Raw genomic sequence first — 22,910 nt, forward strand, 5'->3', positions numbered from 1 at the left:
GGGAGAAACTTTCTAAAAAAATACTTTTTTCTTTATCTCAGTATGTTAAAATATTTGCTCGCGCAAGAGCAGTAACTAGTAAAAAGTAACTAGTAAAGAGTCTAAGGACTAATTACTAAGCACTAAGGACTAATTACTAACAACCTTAAGGTGGTTATTGCGGCGGGGCTCACCTCTTCCCATCCCGAACAGAGTAGTTAAGCCCGCCTGCGCAGATGGTACTGCAGTTATGTGGGAGAGTATGTCGTCGCCTTTCTTTTTAAAAACACCCTGTCCATAATCGGAGAGGGTTTTTTCGTTTGTAAAGGTATGATGATTAGTTAAATTTCTCGTTAAAGTAAAATATATTTTAAAATTTGATACTTTTGACAAATATTTGGATCATAATCTGGTTCAATTTGGTATAAAAAATAAATTATTTTAAAATTATTTATTATGAAGAAGCATTTAATATTAATTTTTCTTTTTATAGGATTATCTTCAACGGCTCAGAAACAGGATGTGCAGAAAGTTATAGAAGATTTCTTTGTTGGATTTCATCAAAAAGATACGATTAAATTAAAATCAGTATGTTCAGATAAAATTATTTTGCAATCAATTAGTGAGAGTAAAACTAAAGGAAATAAATTGTCAAATGAATCTAGTGCTGAATTTTATAAATCTATTTCATCAATACCATCAAATATGAAATTTAGTGAGAAGATATTAAGTTATAATATTCAGATAGATGGTGCAATGGCTCATGTGTGGGCTCCTTATGAATTTTATCTGAATGATAAATTAAGCCATTCAGGAGTAAATACGTTTACCTTATTTAAAGAAAATGATGCCTGGAAAATCATTTATCTTATTGATACACGCCGAAAATAGTAGTTCTAGAGAACATGTGTTTTGTAATATAGACAGTCATCTGCCATTAGACAAATGTCGCATTTTGGATTTGGTCTGCATATTTCTCTTCCTAAAAATGAAATTGCCATACCAATTTCTGACCAAATTTTATTAGGAAGTACTTTCATAAGCTCTTTTTCTACCTTGTTTCCGTCTTTACTTTCATTTATTATCCCAAGTCTTGGTGCTACACGTATCACGTGAAGGTCTGCAATGATACCTTCAGCAGGATGACCAGTTTCTCTTAGAATAACATTAGCTGATTTTCGCCCAATTCCTTTTAAAGCGGTCAAATCTTCCATGGATAATGGTATATTTTCATCTTTTTTAATTGTTCTTGCTATTTCAAGCAGCCAATTAGCTTTTGTAGGATAATTTCTAACTTTACTTATGTATGGAATAAATTTTTCAGAATCTGTTTTGGATAAGCTTTGAAGTGTTGGAAAATTTTCAAATAATAAAGCCGCAATCTTATTTATATTTGCATCAGAATCTTGAGCAGATAAAACAACCATTACAAGTAATTGATACGTATTTTGATAATCTAAAGGATGTTTCTTTCCTTTATATTTTTTTATAAGTGGTTTTAGAACTTCTGCCCAATCTTTTGTTTCTCCAAATAAATTCATTTTTTATCTCTTTAAAGATTAATAAAAAAATCTAACTATTATAAAGTTAGTTACTTTTAATAAAATCTATGATCTTTTTAATAACAATTTGATTTCCTAATATTTTTCTGTGACCTAACTTATCTGTTAGGAATAAACTTCCATTCTCCAAGTGATTATAAATATTGATTCCAGCCTTAATAGGCACCTCTGGATCATCATTGTCATGAATGACTAAAACAGGAATTTTAATTTCAGTTGCGGCCTTATATGCCGAATAATTATCCATTATGGTTTGATATTTATTTTCGAAATATTCACGTAAAAGTTGACTTATCTTTGGTTTAAGTTCTAATTTAAGAATAAAATCATCTAATATATCTTGTACGATATCTCCACTTCCAATTACAACTGCTTTGTTCACTTTTAGACCATTTTTTACTGCATTTAGAGCAGACATTCCTCCTAAGGAATGTCCAATTACAATTTCGAAAGGGCCATATTTTGTGTTGATTTCTAAAATGGATTCAATAAAATCGGACATTATTGTTGTTTTTCCTTTTGATTTTCCGTGAGCCGGAGCATCGAAACTTATTGTTGAATATCCATTTTCTAAAAGTTCATCTGCTATTTTAAATAACTGTGTTCCTCTTCCTGACCAGCCATGTACTAATAAAATTTTACGGTTACTTTTTCCAAATTCGTAAACAACAATATCCTTATTAATTTTTGGAATATGAATTGTATGCTGGATGCTTTTACGGTCCATCTCTAATTCTCGTTTAGGAACTTTATGTTTTATTGGTGTTGTAAAAATTCGTGCTGTATATTTTGTGGCTAGTTTAGTAGAAATAAAAGCACATATTTTACAGGATATTATTATAAGGCGTGGAATTTTTAAGGATTGAATAGGATTGGAAGTCTTTTTTGCCATTTTAATAATTTTAATTTCTCGGTCAGAATTTGTTTATTTTTCCCTAAATTTAAAGAACATAAAAGTAGTACAAATAGTAAATGTTTGACTCAAACAAACGGGAATTTAATTTAAATGGAAATATTTCACATAAGTGCAGAATGTTACCCGATGGCTAAAGTTGGCGGTCTTGCCGATGTTGTCGGCGCATTGCCTAAATATCAAAATAAAGCAGGGCATAAGGTACGGGTTGTTATACCTTGTTATGATACTAAATTTAGAAGCGTGAATGAATTTGAACGTGTTCATTTTGATACTTTAAACTTAGGAAATTTTGAATTTCCGTTTAGTATTTTGAAAGAAACGACAGACCAATTGGGTTATGAATTATATTTAATTGAAATAAAAGAATTATTTGATCGTCCTAATATTTATGGATATGAAGACGATATTGAACGATTTTTATCTTTTCAAATAGCAGCTTTAGACTGGATATCGGGTCTAGAAAATGTTCCTGATATTATAAATTGCCATGATCATCATACTGGAGTTATTCCTTTCATGACTAAGTATTGTTATAAATATGAGAATTTAAAAGCTGTAAGAACAGTGATTACTATTCATAATGGTCTGTATCAAGGGTGGTTTGGATTTGATAAACTGCATTATATTCCAGAATTTAATTTGATACATGCTGGTTTTTTGGAATGGAATAATTCTTTAAATTCATTAGCGGTGGGAGTAAAGTGTGCTCACGCAGTAACTACTGTTTCTCCGAGTTATTTAAATGAAATTAATATTTCAGCAAATGGATTAGAAAGTTTATTTAATTCAGTTAGAAAAAAATCGAAAGGAATTTTGAACGGAATTGATATCGAAATATGGAATCCATTTAAAGATGAAATGATTAATGAAAATTATTCAGTTGAAAGTTTTGAAATAGGAAAACAAAAGAATAAAGAAAAATTGTGTGAACAGTTTGATTTAGACTCTTCTAAACCTCTATTTAGTTTTATTGGACGTTTATTTGAAGAAAAGGGAGGAGATTTACTTCCGCTGTCGGCCGCATTATCGTTATCAAATAATTTTGAGAATATAAATATATTGATTTTAGGATCTGGAAAATCGGATATAGAGTTTCAATTGGAACAATTAAAAAACGATTATTCTGGGAAATATAATGTGTATATTGGGTATAATGAAGAATTAGCACACTTAATTTATGCTGGTTCAGATTTTATTCTGATGCCTTCAAGAGTTGAACCATGCGGTTTAAATCAGATGTATGCATTACGTTATGGAACGATTCCTATTGTAAGGAGAACTGGCGGCCTGCGCGATACGATAATTGATTTTGGAGATGCCGGAAATGGAATATGCCATGATCAGGCTTCGGTAGATGATATTTGCTACTCGATTAACAGGGCAGTAAAATTATATGCTGATAAAGAAAATTTAAATAAAATAATTATTAGAGGAATGAATGCAGATCATTCCTGGGAAAAAGTTTGTGAGGAATATATTGAAATATACAACCTAATAATTCAGAAAGATGAAGTTTAAAAAGAAAAATGTAGTTGCCATTATTTTAGGAGGAGGGCAAGGATCACGTTTGTATCCATTAACACAAACCAGATCTAAACCAGCCGTACCGATTGGGGGGAAATATAGATTAGTTGATATTCCAATTTCAAATTGTATTAATTCTGATATTTTTAAAATATTTGTATTGACACAATTTAATTCTGCATCATTGAATGCGCATATTAAAAACACCTTTAATTTCAGTATTTTCAGTCAGTCGTTTGTAGATATTTTAGCTGCAGAGCAAACTCCTGATAATCCAACCTGGTTTCAGGGAACTGCCGATGCTGTTCGACAATGTATGTCTCATTTTCTGAAACACGATTTTGATCATGCTTTGATTTTATCTGGCGACCAGTTGTATCAAATGGATTTTAATGAGATGCTGGAAGCTCACATTGCGAGTAACGCAGAAATTTCTATTGCTACACTACCCGTAAATGCTAAGGATGCTCCTGAGTTTGGAATTTTAAAAACCAATCATGAAAATGTTATTGAAGCTTTTATAGAAAAGCCAAATGCGTCTCTCCTGCCTGATTGGGAATCTGAGGTAAGTGAGGAAATGCACGCAAAAGGGAAAAAGTATCTTGCTTCTATGGGAATTTATATTTTTAATAAACAATTGCTTGAAGATTTAATGTCTGATCCTGACACTAAGGATTTTGGAAAAGAAATTATTCCTCATGCAGTGGGAAAACATAAGATTTTAAGTTATCAGTATGAAGGATATTGGACAGATATCGGAAATATCGAATCTTTTTTTGAGGCCAATATTGGTTTGACAGCTGATATACCAGAGTTCAATTTATTTGATAATGATAACAAAATTTTTACACGGCCAAGATTACTGCCTCCTTCAAAATTTAGAAATTCAATCATAAATCAATCCTTAATTTCTGAAGGATGCATCATTAACGCAAAGGAAATTAAAAGTTCTGTAATTGGCATTCGATCAAGAGTTGGAGAAGGAACTATTCTTGAAAATTGCTATGTAATGGGGAACGACTTTTATCAGGATCTTGATGAATTAAATCATGAAAAAGATCATAATAAAATTCATGTAGGAATAGGTGAAAACTGTTTTATAAAAAATGTTTTGGTAGATAAAAACGTTCGAATTGGAAATAATGTACATATCAACGGGGGTAAACATTTAGACAATTTTACGAATGATTTATATACTATAAAAGATGGAATTGTAGTTATTAAAAAAGGAGTTGTAATTTCAGATAATTTTAGAATAGAATAAAAAAGATTTTAATTGATATCCTATAAAACCAAATATGAATAAAGTTATCTCGCATTCTCTCTTTACTGATTTTGATATTAATTTATTTAAAGCCGGAAAGCATTATAAATTATATGAAAAGCTTGGTGCGCATTTAATTGAAGTAAATGGTGTAAAAGGTGTTTATTTTGCTGTATGGGCGCCAACTGCCGCTTCGGTTTGTGTTATTGGAGATTTTAATTACTGGATAGCAGAAGAACATCAATTGGAAGTTCGGTGGGATTCCTCTGGAATTTGGGAAGGTTTTATTCCCTATATAGAGAAAGGGGCGCTTTATAAATATAAAATTCAATCTAATGCAGATGGAATCACAACTGAAAAAGCAGATCCATTTTCTTTATATTGTGAAAAGCCTCCACATACAGCCTCTATTGTTTGGAATTTGGATTATGACTGGAAGGATGAGAAATGGATGAATTCTCGTAAAGAAACGAATCATTTAAATAAGCCTTATTCTGTTTATGAAGTTCATCTAGGATCTTGGAAGCGTGGAGATCAAAATAGATTTTTGACTTATTTAGAACTTGCAGACGATCTGGTTAAATATGTAAAAGAAACAGGTTTTACGCATGTAGAATTTATGCCCATTATGGAGTATCCTTATGATCCTTCCTGGGGCTATCAATTGACAGGTTATTTTGCGCCGACTTCCCGTTTTGGAAAACCACAAGATTTTATGCTGATGATTGATAAATTGCATCAAGCAGGAATCGGAGTGATTTTAGATTGGGTTCCATCACATTTTCCCGATGATGCGCATGGTTTAGGGTTTTTCGACGGATCTCATTTATACGAACATCCTGATCGCAGAAAAGGATATCATCCTGATTGGAAAAGTCTTGTTTTTAATTATGGAAGAAACGAAGTTCGTGCATTTTTAATAAGTAACGCTGTATTTTGGCTTCAAAATTATCATGCAGATGGATTGCGAGTTGATGCTGTAGCGTCAATGCTTTATCTTGATTATTCGAGAAAAGAAGGTGAGTGGGAACCGAATATTTATGGAGGAAGAGAAAATCTTGATACCATTACTTTTCTTAAAGAATTTAATGAAGTTATCTATGCTAATTTTGATGGAGTTCAGACTATTGCGGAAGAAAGTACATCTTTTCCTATGGTTTCAAGACCTACATTTACAGGAGGTTTAGGTTTTGGCATGAAATGGATGATGGGATGGATGCACGATACTTTAAAATATTTTCAGAAAGAAACGGTTTATCGAAAATATCATCATAATGAGTTGACGTTTTCAATGACTTATGCTTTTACCGAAAATTTTATGCTTCCGTTTTCACACGATGAAGTGGTTTATGGCAAAAAATCTATTGCAGACAAAATGCCTGGTGACGAATGGCAGAAATTTGCTAATTTGAGATTGCTTTACGGATATATGTTTACACATCCCGGAACTAAATTATTGTTTATGGGATCTGAATTCGGTCAAATTGGTGAATGGAATTTTGAGCAGAGTTTAGATTGGCATTTATTACAATATGATTATCATTTAGGAATTAAAAAAGTAATAACAGATTTAAATCAATTATATAAATCGCAGCCTGCACTATATGAAAAACAATTTAGCAGTGAAGGTTTTGAATGGATTAATTATTCGGATGAACAAAATGCAGTTTTAGCTTACATTAGAAAAGGAAATAATTCTAATGAAAATTTAGTTATCATCTGCAATTTCACGCAAGTGGTAAGAGAAAATTATAGAATTGGAATTCCTTATAAAGGGAAGTTAGTAGAAATATTTAACAGTGATGCCAAAGTTTATGGCGGAAGCGGTATTTCAAACTCAGGTAAATTGGAAATTGAATCTACACCATATCATGGAAGAAATTTTTCTGCATCATTAATTTTACCTCCCTTAAGCGTTATTGTTTATTCCATATATTAATGTTATTAATCTGTGGTGAGATTTTAAAATATTTAAGCTCTAAAATTGTTAAATTATTGATTTTTGCAGATGTAATTTAACACAACAATAAAAAAAACGTTTTCGTGAATAAACCTATAATTGATAGAGGTTTACTAAGTTTTTTTGTATGTTTGGAAGAGTTAGAATTATTATAATTAATTCATTGCAATATGATTACAAATACCTCACTAGAATATAAAGGCGATTTATATCCATCAAGAATTGTTTCGTATGATCATCAGGGAGATTCAATTTCTTTTCATACAGATAATAAAGTAATCTTAAAAGTTATCGTTCTTAGAGATAGTCTAATTCGATTTCGTTTTACTACTAAAGGCTATTTCAGCAACGATTTTTCGTATGCACTTGATAAGACACAGCTTCATGGTTATAATTTTTTAGAATTAACTGAAGAAGAAACCTATTTTCAAATCAAAACCAGTAAAGTAAAATGTAAAATTCAGAAGGCAGATCTTCGATTATCCGTGTATGATTTAAATGATTTTCTTGTTCTTGAAGACGAGTTGGGTTTTCATTGGGAAGAAAGTTATGAGTATGGCGGTAATATTGTAAAAATGAGTAAATCTTCTAAAGATGGAGAATGTTTTTATGGTTTAGGAGACAAAGCGACACAAATGAATTTAAAAGGCAAAAGAGTTGAAAATTTTGCTACAGATCAATACGCGTATCAAAAGGAACAAGATCCTTTGTACAAAGTTGTACCGTTTTACATTGGTTTACAAAATAAACAATCCTACGGTATTTTCTTTGATAATACTTTTAGAACCTTTTTTGATTTTTGCCAGGAAAGAAGAAATGTTACGAGTTTTTGGGCAGAAGGTGGAGAAATGAATTATTATTTTATTTACGGACCTCAAATGCAAGATGTTGTTACAACATATACAGATTTAACTGGTAAACCAGAATTACCGCCTCTTTGGGTTTTAGGATACCATCAATGTAAGTGGAGTTATTATCCTGAAAGTAAAGTTAAAGAAATCACATCAAAATTTAGAGAACTTAAAATTCCATGCGATGCCATTTATCTGGATATAGATTATATGGATGGGTTTAGATGTTTTACATGGAATAAAGAATATTTTCCTGATCCAAAAAGAATGGTTGCAGAATTGGCAGAAGACGGCTTTAAAACTGTCGTAATCATTGATCCCGGAATAAAGATTGATAAAGATTATTGGGTGTACAAAGAAGGTTTGGAAAATGATTATTTCTGCAAAAGAGCAGATGGTCCTTATATGAAAGGTAAAGTCTGGCCAGGCGAATGCAATTTTCCAGATTATACAAATCCTTTGGTAAGAGAATGGTGGGCGGGGTTATTTAAAGAATTAATTTCAGACTTTGGAGTAAAAGGAGTTTGGAATGATATGAACGAACCAGCTGTCATGGAAGTGCCAAATAAAACTTTTCCAATGGATGTTCGCCACGTTTATGACGGAAATCCATGCAGTCATCGAAAAGCACATAATATTTATGGAACTCAAATGGCTCGTGCTACTTATCACGGTGTTAAACGTTTTGCCTACCCTAAAAGACCTTTCGTAATTACCAGATCAGCTTATTCTGGTGCACAACGTTATACATCATCTTGGACTGGCGATAATGTGGCAACTTGGGAGCATTTATGGATTGCAAACATTCAGGTACAGCGAATGTCTATTTCTGGAATGGGATTTACAGGTTCTGATATTGGAGGTTTTGCCGAACAACCTACAGGCGAATTGTATGCACGCTGGATTCAGTTGGGAGTCTTTCATCCATTTTGCAGAACACACTCCTCTGGAGATCATGGTAATCAGGAGCCTTGGGCATTTGATGAAGAAGTAGTTAACATTACAAGAAAATTTGTTAGTCTTCGTTATCAATTACTTCCTTATTTATACACAATGTTTTGGCAGTATATAGAAGAGGGAGTTCCGATGTTAAAACCTCTGGTTTATTTTGATCAGGACGATACGCAAACACATTATCGCAATGATGAATTTATATTTGGAAATCAAATACTGGTTTGTCCAATTCTGGAACCAAATGCTGTAGGCAGACGTATGTACATTCCTAGAGGTGAATGGTATAATTACTGGACAAACGAATTGGTAACAGGAGGAAAAGAAGTTTGGATTGACACTAAATTTGATGAGATTCCGGTTTTCGTAAAAGCGGGTGCCATCATTCCAAAATATCCAGTGCAGCAATATGTAGGAGAACTTGAATTTGATGAATTAACGCTTGATGTTTATTTTAAACAAGGAAAAGAAAAATCTGTAGTATATGAAGATGCTCAAGATGGATATGATTATAAAAAAGGAAGGTACAGTTTTTTATCTTTCAGAACTATCGGAAAAGAAAAAGAACTTATTATACAATTACACAAAGAAGGAAAGTACGATACAAATTACAGTAAATATAAGATCAATTTAATTGGTCTGCCTTTTAAAATTTTGGAGATTGAAATTGATAATGAAAAAATTGACTTTGACAGCAGTAACTTTGAGTTAGAAAATTTCTTACTCGTAAATAAAGAATTTAACGAGCTTCATATTATTGGAGAATAGTCTAATTTTAATACTTTTTTGTCGAATTGTGTAAAAATAAAATCCAAATATAATTGTATTTTCGTTTTATAAAAAAACTTAAATTATGAAAAAATATTTGTTTTTAGGAATCTTCAGTGCCCTGATAGTGGCTTGTGCAACAAATCCTATTACAGGAAAACAAAATCTGAATTTTGTTTCAAACAGCGAATTATTTCCAACATCATTTCAACAATATAATGCTTTCCTAACGGAGAATAAAGTTATTACAGGAACAGCTGATGCAAAAAAAGTTGAATTAGTAGGTTCGAAAATTAAAGCCGCTGCCGAAAAATATCTTACTTCTTTAGGTCAGTCACAATACCTTAAAGATTATCGCTGGGAATATAAATTGGTCGACAATAAAGAAGTAAACGCATGGTGTCTTCCAGGGGGAAAAATTGTCGTTTATTCTGGAATACTGCCCGTAACTCAAAATGAATCAGGATTAGCAACGGTAATGGGACATGAAGTATCGCATGCATTGGCCAATCATGGAGCACAAAGAATGAGTGCTGCACAATTACAGCAAATAGGAGGAGCTGTTTTAGACGCAGCAACCAGCAGTAAATCTTCACAAACTCAAGCTATATTTTCTCAGGCTTACGGTATGGGAACAGAAGTAGGAGTGATGCTGCCTTTTAGTCGAAGCAACGAAACTGAAGCTGATAAAATAGGATTAACGCTTATGGCAATTGCCGGTTATAATCCAGATGACGCTGTAACTTTCTGGAGTAGAATGTCTGCTAATTCAGGCGGATCCGGAACACCAGAATTTATGAGTACACACCCTTCTGATGCAACAAGAATTGCAAATTTAAAAGCACTAATTCCAGAAGCAAAAGCAACTGCGCTTAAAGTTGGAATTATTAAATAAAATCAGCATTTCAAAATTTATTTTAAAGCTATTTCTATAAAAGGAATGGCTTTTTTTATTGAAAAAATAAAGTTCTTAACGATCAAATAATCTATTCTTAATAAAAAATAGATAAATTCGCAGTCAAATAACCATTTTATGAAAAACTTACCTAAAGGTGATAAAAAATTACTTAATGCATGGGCATTTTACGATTGGGCAAATTCAGTTTACAGTCTTACAATAGTATCAGCAGTATTTCCAATTTTTTACGAAACTTTGTTTAAAGAGCGTGATCATTATATTGATGTTTTTGGCATGCACTTAAAAAATTCAGCTTTAATTAGTTTTATTACTGCCATGGCTTTTTTAGCGGTATCTTTTATTTCGCCATTGTTATCAGGAATAGCTGATTACATAGGAAATAAAAAATCGTTCATGAAGTTTTTCTGTTATTTGGGAGCCATATCATGTATGGGATTGTATTGGTTTGATCTTACTAATATTTACGTAGGACTGGCTTTTTATTTTCTTGGGTTGATTGGTTATTGGGGAAGTTTGGTTTTTTATAACTCCTATCTTCCGGATATTGCTTTTGAAAAACAACAAGATGGTATAAGTGCTAAAGGATACTCATTAGGATATATTGGAAGTGTTATTTTATTGGTTATAAATTTAGTAATGATCATGGGAGCTGATAGTCCAGAAGCAAGAATGGAAAACATGAGATATTCGTTTATAACGGTTGGAATATGGTGGATTCTATTTAGCCAATATACTTATTATTATTTGCCAAAAGGCGGTAAAGAAAAAAATCAAAAGCTGACAAAAGATGTCGTATTTAATGGTTTTAAAGAACTTAAAAAAGTTTGGGCATTACTAACAGAAAATATTGTATTGAGAAGATACTTAGGTGGTTTTTTTGTTTCAAGTATGGCCGTACAAACCGTAATGCTTGTAGCAACTTATTTTGGTGCGCAAGAAATACAATGGGCATCTGAAGAAGAAAGTACAATAGGATTAATTAAGTGTATTTTAATAATTCAATTAGTTGCTGTAATAGGAGCTTTTTTAACTTCTAAAGCTTCAGGAAAATGGGGAAATATTCCGACGTTAATTGTAATAAACGGCATTTGGGTTGTATTTTGCATAATTGTCTACTTTATCAGTCTTCCAATACATTTTTATGTAATGGCTACAATTGCGGGACTTGTAATGGGAGGTATTCAGGCATTATCGCGATCAACATATTCAAAATTATTGCCTGAAACAGAAGATACAGCATCATTTTTCAGTTTCTACGATGTGGCTGAAAAAATTGGAATTGTAATCGGAATGTGTGTTTATGGGATAATAGACCAAATTACAGGAAGTCCGCGCTCAGCAATCGTAATTTTGGGAATATTTTTTCTAACATCTATATTTCTTTTAAGAAGAATTCCAAAAAACGTTACTTCGAAATAATAAAATTTTAAATGATATAAATAAAGTCACGAATTTCCTAAGTATAATCTATTTGATTGATGATTAGTATTGGAGAAATTCGTGACTATTTATTTTGTTTTAATTAGCGTTTTGAGAGTTTAAAAAATAATATCAAGAAGAATTATACTTTTGATATAGTTCCGGAGCCAGAAATTTTCACGTCACGTTTTTCTGGATTTCCAATATATTTAACATTTCCTGAACCCGAAACTCTGGCAGTCAATTTTTCTACGCAGTTTACACGGCTGTTTCCAGAACCAGAAATAATGGCATCAACATTTTTAGACTTTAAATCTGTTGCATTTATATTACCAGAACCAGCGAGCTTTGTAGTTAAGTTTTTTGCATTTCCTTTTAATTTAACATTTCCAGATCCACTTAAGCTAACTTCCAGATCATTAGAATCTATATCTAAATTAAAGTTTCCTGATCCGGCTAATTTTGCAGTAAATTTGTCACTTTTGATTTTATCTTTTGTCTGAATATCTCCAGAACCAGCCAGGCTTAAAGCATCTATTTTTTCAAAAGGAACAGTAATTTCAATTTTATGTCCAATACTTGTTCTGATTTGTGTTCCTTTTTCAACGTATATTTTAAGGGTATTGTCTTCAACTTCAACTTTTATAACTGCAACTAAATTTTCTTCTCCTTTAATAATTATATTTCCTTCTTTCCCTGATACTAAATTTACATCAAAAGATCCTCCCACTTTTATTGCATCATAATTTTGGGTTTTTCTTGTCTCAGAAATTGTTTTTCCATTTCCACTTATTCTGCCTAACTGTGCATTTGCAATGGATACAACAGAAAATATGTTGCAAACTGTTAACTGAATTAATTTTTTCATAATAATAAAAATTTAGATTATTGTTTTTGGGTTAGGGTTACGTTTCCATAATTAGAATTAATCTGTACTTTGTTCTGGCCTTTCTTTTTATGAAAACCACTGATGTTTTTCGAATTGTTTTTTGTTTCTGTAACATTAATTTCCAAATCATCATTACTTTTAATGCTTGCGTATTTTGTTGCAATATTAAAATCAAAAGCATAGTTGGAACTATATCCTAATTGAATATCAGTGTATCCGGAGTTTATATTTATGTTTCCTGCTTTTTCATTTATGGTTCCTACATTTAATTTACTGTAATTTGTATTTACACTTAGATTATTAGAGATTTCACCGATAGAGATAGTGAGATAATTTCCTGTTCCATTAAAAGAATTAATTTTCTGGAATTTCAAATTACCATAATTACAATCGTATTTAATGTTTTGTCCGTCTGCAATAACTAAGTCAGTATAGTTGGTATCTAGATTTAGATTTCCTGAATCATTTACTTTCAGACCAGAATATTTGGCTAGAACAGTACCGCTTTTAATATATTCAATTGACGAATTTTGACAGTAATCAATTTGTATTTTGTTATTAGCCCCATTTAATTTTCCGATTGTTACTTTGCCGTACTTACACGAAATATCAGTGGTTGATTCTAAGTTGAAAGTTGTAATATTTCCGTATTTATTAAGCAGTTTTACAGTTCCGTTTTTCGGGATTTTAATTACATAATTTATCTCAAAGCTGTTAGAGCTTCCTCTGCTTTTTATATAAGAGCTTTCCATTGATGTAACCGCAGAAACCAAAGATTTTAAAGCTGTAATATTTACATCTATGCCGTTTAATTTCTCGTCGACCCATTTTTCGTCGGATCCGTTTACTTTTATAGTAATGTCAAGATCAATTTTGTCTTCGTCCCAAGTTGATACAGTTATGTTTCCATATTTATTTTCTATATCAATTCCGGCATTAGAATTTACGATATACGTTTTTTTGATGTTTTTTTGTTTGGTAATAAAAGTATCATCATTTGAAAATCCTAAGAAGGGAATCAAAAGGAATAGAAATAGTATTTTATAGTGTTTTTTCATCGGTGGTGTTTTTTAAATTTTGATTTTCTTCAATTCGCTGTAATACAGTCTGCAGAAAAGATATTCGCGTTTGAAGATTGCTTATCATAGCATAAATAATTTGTTTGTTTTCGCCATTTTTTTGAAGTTCATTAATGATTTTTTGATAATCAGCATCAAAAACTTTCATTTGATTTAAAGCGTCATTAATGATCTGCGCATTTTCTGGTGAACTTTTTTCTTTTAGTTTAACTAATTCGTTATCGATTAAAATATTAAAAATAGAATCAGTTCGTTTAGTTTCTTTAGATGCAAATTTGAATTCCTTAGGTTTATCATTTTTGTAAAAAACAGACACAGCTAGCATTAATATAATAGATGCTGCAACAGCGGATGCAAACCAATACTTTTTCTTCGGTTTTTTTCTGTTTAATTTATCTAGAAAGTCAACCTGATGATTTGATTCTAATTCATGCACATCCCATTGATTTTCAAATTTTTCAAATAACTGATCTAAATTGTCATTCTCCTTTTTCATATTTCCTCTAATTTTTTTCGTAAACTTTCTTTTGCCCTGCTCAAAGTTGTTCTGCAGTTAGCATAACTGATATTCAAAATCTCGCAAATCTCTTCCTGATCATAACCTTCTATATAAAAAAGATTCAAAACCATTCTGTAATTGTCTTTTAAACTCGAAATTGTGTCTAAAATTTGTTTGACTTTCAATGAATTCAAATCTATATTTTCAGAAAAAAAGCTGGTTTCTTCTTCCACCTTATAAAGAGTTTTACTTAAGTCTTCGACCTGAAACGCGTTATTTTTTTTATAAAAATCAATACTATAATTGATAATTATTTTTTTTAACCACGCTCCAAAAGCAACTTCCTGCTTGTAGTCATTTATTTTGGTAAAAGCTTTAAGAAAACCTTCCTGCATGACGTCTTGTGCAAAATGTTCGTCTTTTACAATTCTGTAGGCTACGTTATACATAGCTTTACAATATCTGTTGTAAATTTCGAATTGTGCTTTCTGATTGTTCTCTTTACAAAGCGTTATTAAATCTTCGATATTTTTGATGTTATTATTCAAGTAGTGGCTGCTAGTTTTTTATAATGACCGTGATTTTTTTATTTTGTTACACTTTTAATACAATTAATTTATTTTTTTTTTAAAATTAATTGCTAAGTTATTGTTTTAAAAGAGATTAAAATTTTCTTTTTGCAATTCAAAAATATATACAGACTTTGTGCGATTTATTTTTTTGAATTAACGCGAATATTTTTTGCAGTATAATCTTAATATTAAAAGATTTTAAAGGCTATTTCAAAGAGGTGTCTTTGCATTTGGCATAATGATTGTCTATTTTTACGGTCTGCCTTGTATTTGATAAACTTATGATCGTTTCCATAAAAAGAAACAAATTTAAGGTTACAAGTAAAGTTAGATTAACAAAATTAATGACAAAACGACTTATATATTATTATGTCAAACCATAAAATACTTACGATTGACAATCTGTCACTTCAAGAATTTGATTCAGAAGCAGAATTAATTCCACTTTTAACTCCAGAAGACGAAGAAGAAATGAATAATGAAGAATTGCCGCTTTCGCTGCCAATTCTGCCTTTGCGTAATACTGTTTTATTTCCAGGAGTTGTAATCCCTATTTCTGCAGGAAGAGATAAATCGATAAAGCTTATAAACGATGCCAATGCAGGCGGAAAAATAATAGGAGTAGTTTCTCAAATTAATGAAGAAGATGAAGATCCGTCAAAAGATGATATCCATAAAATAGGAACCGTAGCAAGAATTTTGCGTGTTTTAAAAATGCCTGATGGTAACGTTACGGTAATTCTACAGGGAAAAAAACGTTTTGAAATCAACGAAGTAGTTTCAGAAGAACCTTATATTACAGCTACTATAAAAGAAGTTGCAGAAGAACGCCCAACCGAAGATGATACAGAATTTACAGCTATCTTAGACTCTGTTAAAGAGCTTGCAATTCAGATAATAAAAGAAAGTCCAAATATTCCTTCTGAAGCTACTTTTGCGATTAAAAACATTGAAAGCCAATCGTTTTTGATCAATTTTGTTTCTTCTAACATGAACCTGTCAGTAAAAGAAAAACAAGGTTTGTTGTCTATAAATGGATTAAAAGACAGAGCATTGGAAACATTGCGCTACATGAATGTTGAGCTTCAAAAACTGGAATTAAAAAACGATATTCAGTCAAAAGTTCGTTTTGATTTAGATCAGCAGCAACGTGAATATTTCCTTCATCAGCAAATGAAAACCATTCAGGAAGAATTGGGAGGCGTTTCGCAAGAAGAAGAAATGGATGAAATGGGGCTGAAAGCTAAGACCAAAAAATGGGACGAAAAAACGCAGAAACATTTTGAAAAAGAATTATCTAAAATGCGTAGAATGAATCCACAATCACCAGATTTCGGAATTCAGCGTAATTATTTAGAGCTGTTTTTAGAACTGCCTTGGGGCGAATATTCTAAAGATAAATTTGATTTAAAATTTGCTCAAAAAATATTAGACAAAGATCACTTTGGACTTGAGGAAGTTAAGAAAAGAATGGTGGAACATTTGGCAGTTTTAAAATTGCGAAATGATATGAAATCGCCAATTATATGTTTAACAGGGCCTCCTGGAGTTGGTAAAACTTCTATTGGGCGTTCTGTTGCAGAAGCTTTAGGCCGTGAATATGTTCGTATTTCTTTAGGTGGTTTACGTGATGAAGCTGAAATAAGAGGTCATAGAAAAACATATATAGGTGCAATGCCGGGCCGTATTATTCAAAGTTTAAAGAAAGCCGGAACAGCAAATCCTGTTTTTATTTTAGATGAAATCGATAAACTTTCCAGCGGTAACAGCGGGGATCCATCTTCTGCATTGCTAGAAGTTTTAGATCCAGAACAAAACAGTGCTTTTTATGATAATTTCCTAGAAATGGGTTTTGATCTTTCTAAAGTAATGTTTATTGCCACTTCAAATAATATGGCAGCTATTCAGCCCGCATTACGCGACAGAATGGAAGTAATTAAAATGTCAGGGTACACCATTGAAGAAAAAGTTGAAATTGCTAAAAGACACCTGTTTCCAAAACAGCTGGAGGCGCACGGATTAACCTTAAAAGATTTGACAATTGGCAAGAAACAATTAGAAAAAATTGTTGAAGGTTATACCAGAGAATCTGGTGTTCGTAATTTAGAGACTAAAATCGCTCAGGTTATTCGTAATGCTGCAAAATCAGTAGCTATGGAAGAGGAATATAATAAAAAGGTAACTGATGAAGATATCGTAAAAGTTTTAGGAGTTCCGAGATTAGAGCGTGATAAATATGAAAATAATGATGTTGCCGGAGTAGTAACAGGTCTTGCATGGACAAGTGTAGGGGGAGATATTCTTTTTATTGAATCTTTAATTTCTGAAGGAAAAGGCTCTTTGAGTATTACAGGGAATTTAGGAACTGTAATGAAAGAATCTGCGACAATTGCTTTAGAATATATAAAAGCTAATGCTAAAAAACTAGGTTTAGATGTTGCTTTATTTCAAAAATATAACATTCACCTGCACGTTCCGGAAGGTGCAACTCCAAAAGACGGTCCAAGTGCCGGTATTGCGATGTTAACTTCTTTAGTTTCATTACTAACTCAAAAGAAAGTTAAGAAAAGCTTAGCAATGACGGGTGAGATTACACTTCGAGGAAAAGTTTTACCAGTTGGTGGAATTAAAGAAAAAATTCTTGCAGCAAAAAGAGCAGGTATTAAAGAAATTATTTTATGTTACGAAAATAAAAGTGATATTGACGAAATTAAAGCTGAATATTTAGAAGGTCTTACATTTCATTATGTAAAAGAAATGAGTGAGGTTCTGGCATTTGCTCTAACAGATCAAAATGCAAAAAACGCAAAGACTTTAAAATAAACAAAGTCAATTTTAATAGTAACAATCCAAATTTGATCCTTGCAGATTGAATTTGGATTTTTTTTTAGATTATAATTTATTAGTGATCAATTTAGAATTTCCGTAGTGTTTTCGGGGATTTATAAATTCAAAGAACTTGGAATAAATATTGATTTACAAATAGTTATAAAATTTATTTTATTTGTTATATAATTTTATATTTGTATTTGCGTTATTCCCATATAGGAACGCCAAAATAATAATGCCAAAACAATTTGTTTTATTTTTTTTGACACTAATTTGTTCGGTTTCTTTCGGACAAATTGGAGGGCGCTACACCTATCAATTCTTAAATTTAACGACTTCACCAAGGCAGGCAGCATTAGGCGGAGAAACTATTACAATATATGATGAAGATGTTAATCAGGCCATGTCTAATCCTGCAGTTATAAACGCTGATATGGATAATCATATGGCAATTAATTATGGCAGCTATTATGGAGAAGCTTCTTACGGAACGGCTTCATATGCTTATACTTACGACAGACATGTGCAGACTTTTTATGCAGGAGTATCGTATGTAAACTATGGCTCGTTTGAAGGATATGATGAAAACGGACAATCTACATCAAGTTTTACAGGTAATGAAGGTGCTCTTTCGTTAGGTTACGCATACAATGTACCCTATACAGATTTGTTTATTGGCGCAAATGCAAAATTAATAACCTCTACATTAGAAAGTTATAATTCATTTGGTGGCGCAGTTGATTTGGGATTTTTATATTTAGTTGAAAAAAATGATCTGAATTTGGCTCTTGTATTTCGAAATGTAGGGACACAATTTACTACCTATTCAGGAATAAAGGAAAATTTACCATTTGAAATAGTTGCGGGAGTTTCACAAGAATTAGAGCATGTGCCGCTTCGCTGGCATTTATCTTTAGAAAATCTGCAGCAGTGGAATATTTCTTTTTCGAATCCAGTTCGAGGAGAGACCAATATAGATGGATCAACAAATGAGGAGAAAGTTTCTTTTGTAAATAATGCTTTGAGACATGTTGTGATAGGCGTAGAACTTTTTCCGAAAAAAGCATTTAATATTCGATTGGGTTACAATTTTAGAAGAGGAGAAGAATTAAGAGTAGAAGAAAAGCGTAATTTTTCGGGAGTTTCTTTAGGGTTTGGTTTAAAGATGAATAAGTTAAAATTTAATTATTCATATTCAAGATATACATTGGCAGCTAATACAAGTCTTTTTGGTCTAATTTTAAATTTTCAATAATAAATATGAAGCTATTCAATTTGTTTTTGCTTTTGAATATAGGGTTATTAACGGGGGCAAAACTCTATTTTAAAAAAGAGAATTCCATTTCAATTGTTGAAATGGAAAGAATAAATAACAGAGTAACCAACATTAAAAATATGATTAGTATTGATCATTCGTACAATACTAAAATTGCTTTTCTTGTTGATATGAGAGTTCCCTCGGGAAAAAATCGTTTTTTTATCTACGATTTAGAAAAAAATGAAGTTATAGATCAAGGTCTTGTAGCACACGGTTCAGGATCAGATACCGGAATTAAAGGGGAGCTTAGATTTAGTAATGAGCCTAATTCTAATTGTACCGCGTTGGGCAGATATGTGATAGGCAAGACCTATAAAGGTATTTTTGGTAAAGCTTATCGGCTAGCTGGTTTGGAAAGCAGTAATAATAATGCTTTAAAAAGAGCTATAGTGCTGCATCATTACTCTGCTGTACCTTACGAAGAACAAGATTACTATATTAGCCGCAGTCACGGCTGTCCTATGGTTAATGAACAGTTTTTTAAAAGGATCGAAAAAATAATTGACAGTTCTAAGTCAAATATTATCATGGATATTTACTATTAAATTTCTGAATTAAAAAATAAAAATATTTAAATTTATAGCTGTTTATCATTAGAGGTAATTACACTTTTGATGGTATTACAGCTTTTTTTATTAGTTGTTATGAAAAAAGTGCTTTTTGTTTTTCTGTTTCTTGTTTTGGCTTTTATCATATATAAAGCAATTGACGAAGAAAAAAAAGTTTCTATTTAGAAAAGAATAGGATAGACAGACAGGCGATTCGAGTAAGAAAGATAATTGACAAAAATACTAAGTACAATAAAAATATTGTATTCCTTATTGACATGAAAATACCTTCTGGTAAAAATAGATTTTTTGTTTATGATTTGAGAAACAATAAAATTATGGATAAAGGTATAGTTGCACATGGTTCAGGTTCTGAAACAGGGGTACGGGGAATACTTAAATTCAGCAATGTACCAAATTCATTAACTACTTCTTTGGGAAATTACAGTATTGGAAATTACTACACCGGTAAGTTTGGAAAAGCTTATAAATTATATGGATTAGATAAAACAAATAGTAATGCTTTTAAAAGAGATATTGTTTTTCATTATTACTATGATGTTCCATATGACGAGAAAGATGGCTACATTTGCAATAGTTATGGCTGTCCAATGGTAAATAAAAAATATTTTGAAAGAATAGCCAGAATAATAGATGCTTCTGAATCTAACATTTTGATGTCTGTTTATTATTAAAAAGTTTTTAAAAATTAAAAATTAAAATATAAAAAATTGAAAAAAATCACAATTGCTATCGACGGATTTTCATCAACAGGAAAAAGTACTTTGGCAAAACAGCTGGCAAAGGAACTTGAATATGTGTATGTTGATACAGGTGCTATGTATCGTGCAGTGGCGTATTTTGCAATGCAAAATAAATTTATTGGAAATGATTTTTTCAATAAAGAAACGTTAATTACAGCTTTGCCTGAGATTCAATTAGAATTTAGATTTAATGGTGATTTAGGTTTTGCAGAAATGTACCTTAATGGTGAGAATGTAGAAAAGCCAATTAGAACTATTGAAGTTTCTAATTTTGTAAGCAAAGTTGCTGAAGTCTCAGAAGTTCGGGCTAAATTGGTTGAGCAACAGCAGGAAATGGGTACTAATAAAGCCATTGTCATGGATGGCAGAGATATAGGAACTGTTGTTTTTCCGAATGCAGAACTTAAGATATTTATGACTGCAAGCGCCGAAACCCGTGCACAAAGACGTTTTGATGAATTGGAGCAAAAAGGCGATAATGTGTCCTATGAAGATGTTTTGAAAAATGTTGTCGAAAGAGATTATATTGATACTCATCGTGAAGATTCTCCTTTAGTAATTGCAGATGATGCGATAGAGATTGATAATTCCTACTTAAATAAGGAAGAACAATTTGCTGCTGTTTTAGAATTAGTAAATGATGTTGTTAAAACAGTTTAATTTTTTGTAGATATTATTTTTAATGGTAGTTTTACCGCTTCATTTTTACTAAAAGACAATTTCATCATATGGGAATTAAAAACAGGTTAATTGTAATGAGTTTTCTTCAGTTTTTTGTTTGGGGAGCGTGGCTTATTACTATTGGAAATTATTGGTTTGGAACTAAAAATTGGGAAGGAACTCAATTTGGTCTTGTTTTCGGAACCATGGGAATTGCTTCTTTATTTATGCCTACTTTGACAGGTATTATTGCCGACAGATGGATTAATGCCGAAAAGCTATATGGTGTTTTACATATCTCATACGCTTTAGTTTTATTTGGAATTGCACAAATTACTACTCCAGATAATTTTATTTATGTGATGTTTGCTGCGATGTGTTTTTATATGCCGACCATCGCTTTAAGTAATTCTATTTCCTATACTTCATTAAAATTAAACAATAAAAATATAGTAAAAGATTTTCCGCCTATTCGTGTTTGGGGAACAATTGGTTTTATTGTTGCTATGTGGATCACCAATTTAAGTGGCAGTAAAGCCACAGAATATCAATTTTATATTGCCGGAGTCGGAGCTTTGATTCTTGGAATTTATGCTTTTACCTTGCCAAAATGTGAACCACAGCGTTTGATTAAAGAAAATGCTTCGTGGGTTGAGACATTGGGACTTGAGGCTTTTAAATTATTCGGAAATTATAAAATGGCTTTGTTTTTTGTTTTTTCTATGTTTTTAGGAGGAGCTCTTCAATTGACTAATGCTTATGGAGATGTTTTCTTAGATGAATTTAAACATTTTCCAAAATACGCTGATTCATTTGTAATTCAGTATTCGACAATTATTATGTCAATTTCTCAAGTTTCAGAAACGTTGTTTATTTTGGCAATTCCGTTTTTCTTAAGACGTTTTGGTATCAAGCAGGTTATGCTTATAAGTATGCTGGCTTGGGTATTGCGTTTTGGATTATTTGCTTTTGGAGATCCGGTGCAAGGATTATGGATGATTATTCTTTCTTGTATTGTTTACGGAATGGCATTTGACTTCTTTAATATTTCCGGTTCATTATTTGTAGAAAGTAATACCGATTCTAAAATTCGTTCATCTGCGCAAGGGTTATTTATGATGATGACCAATGGAGTAGGAGCCGTTTTAGGAAGCTTAACTTCGGGTTGGGCAATAGACCGTTTCTTTACTAAATCATTTCATAATACAACTGAATTAGCAGGATTTTTACAAACAGAAACTACAAACTCAAAAATGTTAGATTTTGTAAAAGGTCAGGGGAATTCAATTTCTTCAGAAGGAATCTTTACAAATCCAATTTTGATGAAAGACTGGCATACAATCTGGCTTTCGTTTGCAGCGTATGCTTTGGTTATTGCAATTGCTTTTGCTATTTTATTCAAACATAAACATGATCCTAAAGAATTAGAGAATTTGAATCATTAAAAAACAGCATAAATATCTTTGTCAAAATTTAAACTTTAACAGAGATATTTATGCATAGTAAACCCGACAGGTTTTTAAAACCTGTCGGGTTTGTTTTGTTATAGTTCTTATGAAAACTAAATTTTCTAATCTAGCCCCGATAGAAGTGGAAATCCTTTTATAGCGGTGTTCGCTATAAAAGATTGTAACGAATA

General features: G+C 31.6%; 19 protein-coding genes and 1 rRNA gene. 14 read left to right on the top strand and 6 right to left on the bottom strand.

Translation table 11 applies throughout. The features are described 5' to 3' along the window. Positions 1–146: 146 nt before the first annotated feature. Together rrf and B0A68_RS23800 are read left to right on the top strand one after the other, a co-directional pair. Positions 147–256: ribosomal RNA gene (rrf, locus tag B0A68_RS23795) — 5S ribosomal RNA — on the top strand. A 179-nt stretch (positions 257–435) separates the two neighbouring features. Then, positions 436–870, top strand: coding sequence for a nuclear transport factor 2 family protein (locus tag B0A68_RS23800; RefSeq protein WP_035679670.1), 435 nt, complete (start codon positions 436–438; stop codon positions 868–870). Positions 871–875: 5 nt separating this feature from the next. Here B0A68_RS23800 and B0A68_RS23805 read toward each other — a convergent pair whose 3' ends face one another. Continuing rightward, positions 876–1,520: an endonuclease III domain-containing protein gene (locus B0A68_RS23805; RefSeq protein ID WP_035679672.1), complete on the bottom strand. Its 645-nt coding sequence runs from the start codon at positions 1,518–1,520 to the stop codon at positions 876–878. A 46-nt stretch (positions 1,521–1,566) separates the two neighbouring features. After that, entirely contained in the window at positions 1,567–2,433 is an 867-nt protein-coding gene (locus B0A68_RS23810; RefSeq protein WP_035679675.1) for an alpha/beta fold hydrolase, read from the bottom strand. A 114-nt stretch (positions 2,434–2,547) separates the two neighbouring features. Between B0A68_RS23810 and B0A68_RS23815 the strand changes: the two genes are divergently transcribed. From B0A68_RS23815 to B0A68_RS23840, 6 genes are all read left to right on the top strand, one after another. Further along, positions 2,548–3,975: a glycogen synthase gene (locus B0A68_RS23815; RefSeq protein WP_035679678.1), complete on the top strand. Its 1,428-nt coding sequence runs from the start codon at positions 2,548–2,550 to the stop codon at positions 3,973–3,975. After that, positions 3,965–5,245 (top strand): glucose-1-phosphate adenylyltransferase, encoded by a 1,281-nt coding sequence (locus B0A68_RS23820; protein ID WP_035679680.1) that lies wholly within the window; start codon positions 3,965–3,967, stop codon positions 5,243–5,245. The genes B0A68_RS23815 and B0A68_RS23820 overlap by 11 nt, the downstream gene beginning before the upstream one ends. A 34-nt stretch (positions 5,246–5,279) precedes the next feature. Next, positions 5,280–7,184 carry a 1,4-alpha-glucan branching protein GlgB gene (glgB, locus tag B0A68_RS23825; RefSeq protein WP_035679682.1) on the top strand — a complete coding sequence of 635 codons (1,905 nt, stop codon included), beginning with the start codon at positions 5,280–5,282 and terminating at the stop codon, positions 7,182–7,184. A 191-nt stretch (positions 7,185–7,375) separates the two neighbouring features. Next, complete coding sequence (locus tag B0A68_RS23830; RefSeq protein ID WP_035679685.1) at positions 7,376–9,775, top strand: glycoside hydrolase family 31 protein; 2,400 nt, start codon at positions 7,376–7,378, stop codon at positions 9,773–9,775. 85 nt (positions 9,776–9,860) lie between these two features. Then, positions 9,861–10,670 (top strand): M48 family metallopeptidase, encoded by an 810-nt coding sequence (locus B0A68_RS23835; protein WP_035679687.1) that lies wholly within the window; start codon positions 9,861–9,863, stop codon positions 10,668–10,670. A 138-nt stretch (positions 10,671–10,808) separates the two neighbouring features. Continuing rightward, positions 10,809–12,113, top strand: coding sequence for an MFS transporter (locus B0A68_RS23840; protein WP_035679690.1), 1,305 nt, complete (start codon positions 10,809–10,811; stop codon positions 12,111–12,113). A 142-nt stretch (positions 12,114–12,255) separates the two neighbouring features. Here B0A68_RS23840 and B0A68_RS23845 read toward each other — a convergent pair whose 3' ends face one another. From B0A68_RS23845 to B0A68_RS23860, 4 genes are read right to left on the bottom strand one after another with little or no spacing between them, the layout of a single operon-like run. Then, positions 12,256–12,981, bottom strand: a complete 726-nt coding sequence (locus B0A68_RS23845) for a head GIN domain-containing protein (protein WP_035679693.1) — start codon at positions 12,979–12,981, stop codon at positions 12,256–12,258. Positions 12,982–12,998: 17 nt separating this feature from the next. After that, positions 12,999–14,060 carry a DUF4097 family beta strand repeat-containing protein gene (locus B0A68_RS23850; RefSeq protein WP_035679695.1) on the bottom strand — a complete coding sequence of 354 codons (1,062 nt, stop codon included), beginning with the start codon at positions 14,058–14,060 and terminating at the stop codon, positions 12,999–13,001. Then, a complete protein-coding gene (locus B0A68_RS23855) occupies positions 14,044–14,577 on the bottom strand; it encodes a hypothetical protein (RefSeq protein WP_035679697.1) in 534 nt (177 codons plus the stop codon). The genes B0A68_RS23850 and B0A68_RS23855 overlap by 17 nt, the downstream gene beginning before the upstream one ends. Next, positions 14,574–15,128, bottom strand: coding sequence for an RNA polymerase sigma factor (locus tag B0A68_RS23860; protein WP_035679700.1), 555 nt, complete (start codon positions 15,126–15,128; stop codon positions 14,574–14,576). Before B0A68_RS23860 ends, B0A68_RS23855 begins: the two co-directional genes overlap by 4 nt. Positions 15,129–15,521: 393 nt before the next feature. Here B0A68_RS23860 and lon point away from each other — a divergent pair, with 393 nt between their 5' ends. The 6 genes from lon to B0A68_RS23890 all read left to right on the top strand — a co-directional run bounded on the left by lon (position 15,522) and on the right by B0A68_RS23890 (position 22,716). Continuing rightward, positions 15,522–17,975, top strand: a complete 2,454-nt coding sequence (gene lon, locus B0A68_RS23865; RefSeq protein WP_035679703.1) for an endopeptidase La — start codon at positions 15,522–15,524, stop codon at positions 17,973–17,975. Positions 17,976–18,216: 241 nt separating this feature from the next. Then, positions 18,217–19,236, top strand: coding sequence for a type IX secretion system protein PorQ (porQ, locus tag B0A68_RS23870; RefSeq protein ID WP_035679706.1), 1,020 nt, complete (start codon positions 18,217–18,219; stop codon positions 19,234–19,236). A gap of 101 nt (positions 19,237–19,337) precedes the next feature. After that, positions 19,338–19,844, top strand: a complete 507-nt coding sequence (locus B0A68_RS23875; RefSeq protein ID WP_243394168.1) for a murein L,D-transpeptidase catalytic domain-containing protein — start codon at positions 19,338–19,340, stop codon at positions 19,842–19,844. Between the two features lie 263 nt (positions 19,845–20,107). Next, positions 20,108–20,542, top strand: coding sequence for a murein L,D-transpeptidase catalytic domain-containing protein (locus tag B0A68_RS23880; protein WP_240475272.1), 435 nt, complete (start codon positions 20,108–20,110; stop codon positions 20,540–20,542). Positions 20,543–20,578: 36 nt separating this feature from the next. Continuing rightward, complete coding sequence (gene cmk, locus B0A68_RS23885; RefSeq protein WP_035679711.1) at positions 20,579–21,271, top strand: (d)CMP kinase; 693 nt, start codon at positions 20,579–20,581, stop codon at positions 21,269–21,271. Positions 21,272–21,339: 68 nt separating this feature from the next. Beyond that, the gene (locus tag B0A68_RS23890; protein WP_035679713.1) at positions 21,340–22,716 is read left to right on the top strand and encodes a nucleoside permease; all 1,377 of its coding nucleotides are present in this window, start codon (positions 21,340–21,342) and stop codon (positions 22,714–22,716) included. Positions 22,717–22,910 lie beyond the last annotated feature (194 nt).

The organism is Flavobacterium reichenbachii (genome assembly GCF_002217435.1).
GTDB lineage: Bacteria > Bacteroidota > Bacteroidia > Flavobacteriales > Flavobacteriaceae > Flavobacterium > Flavobacterium reichenbachii.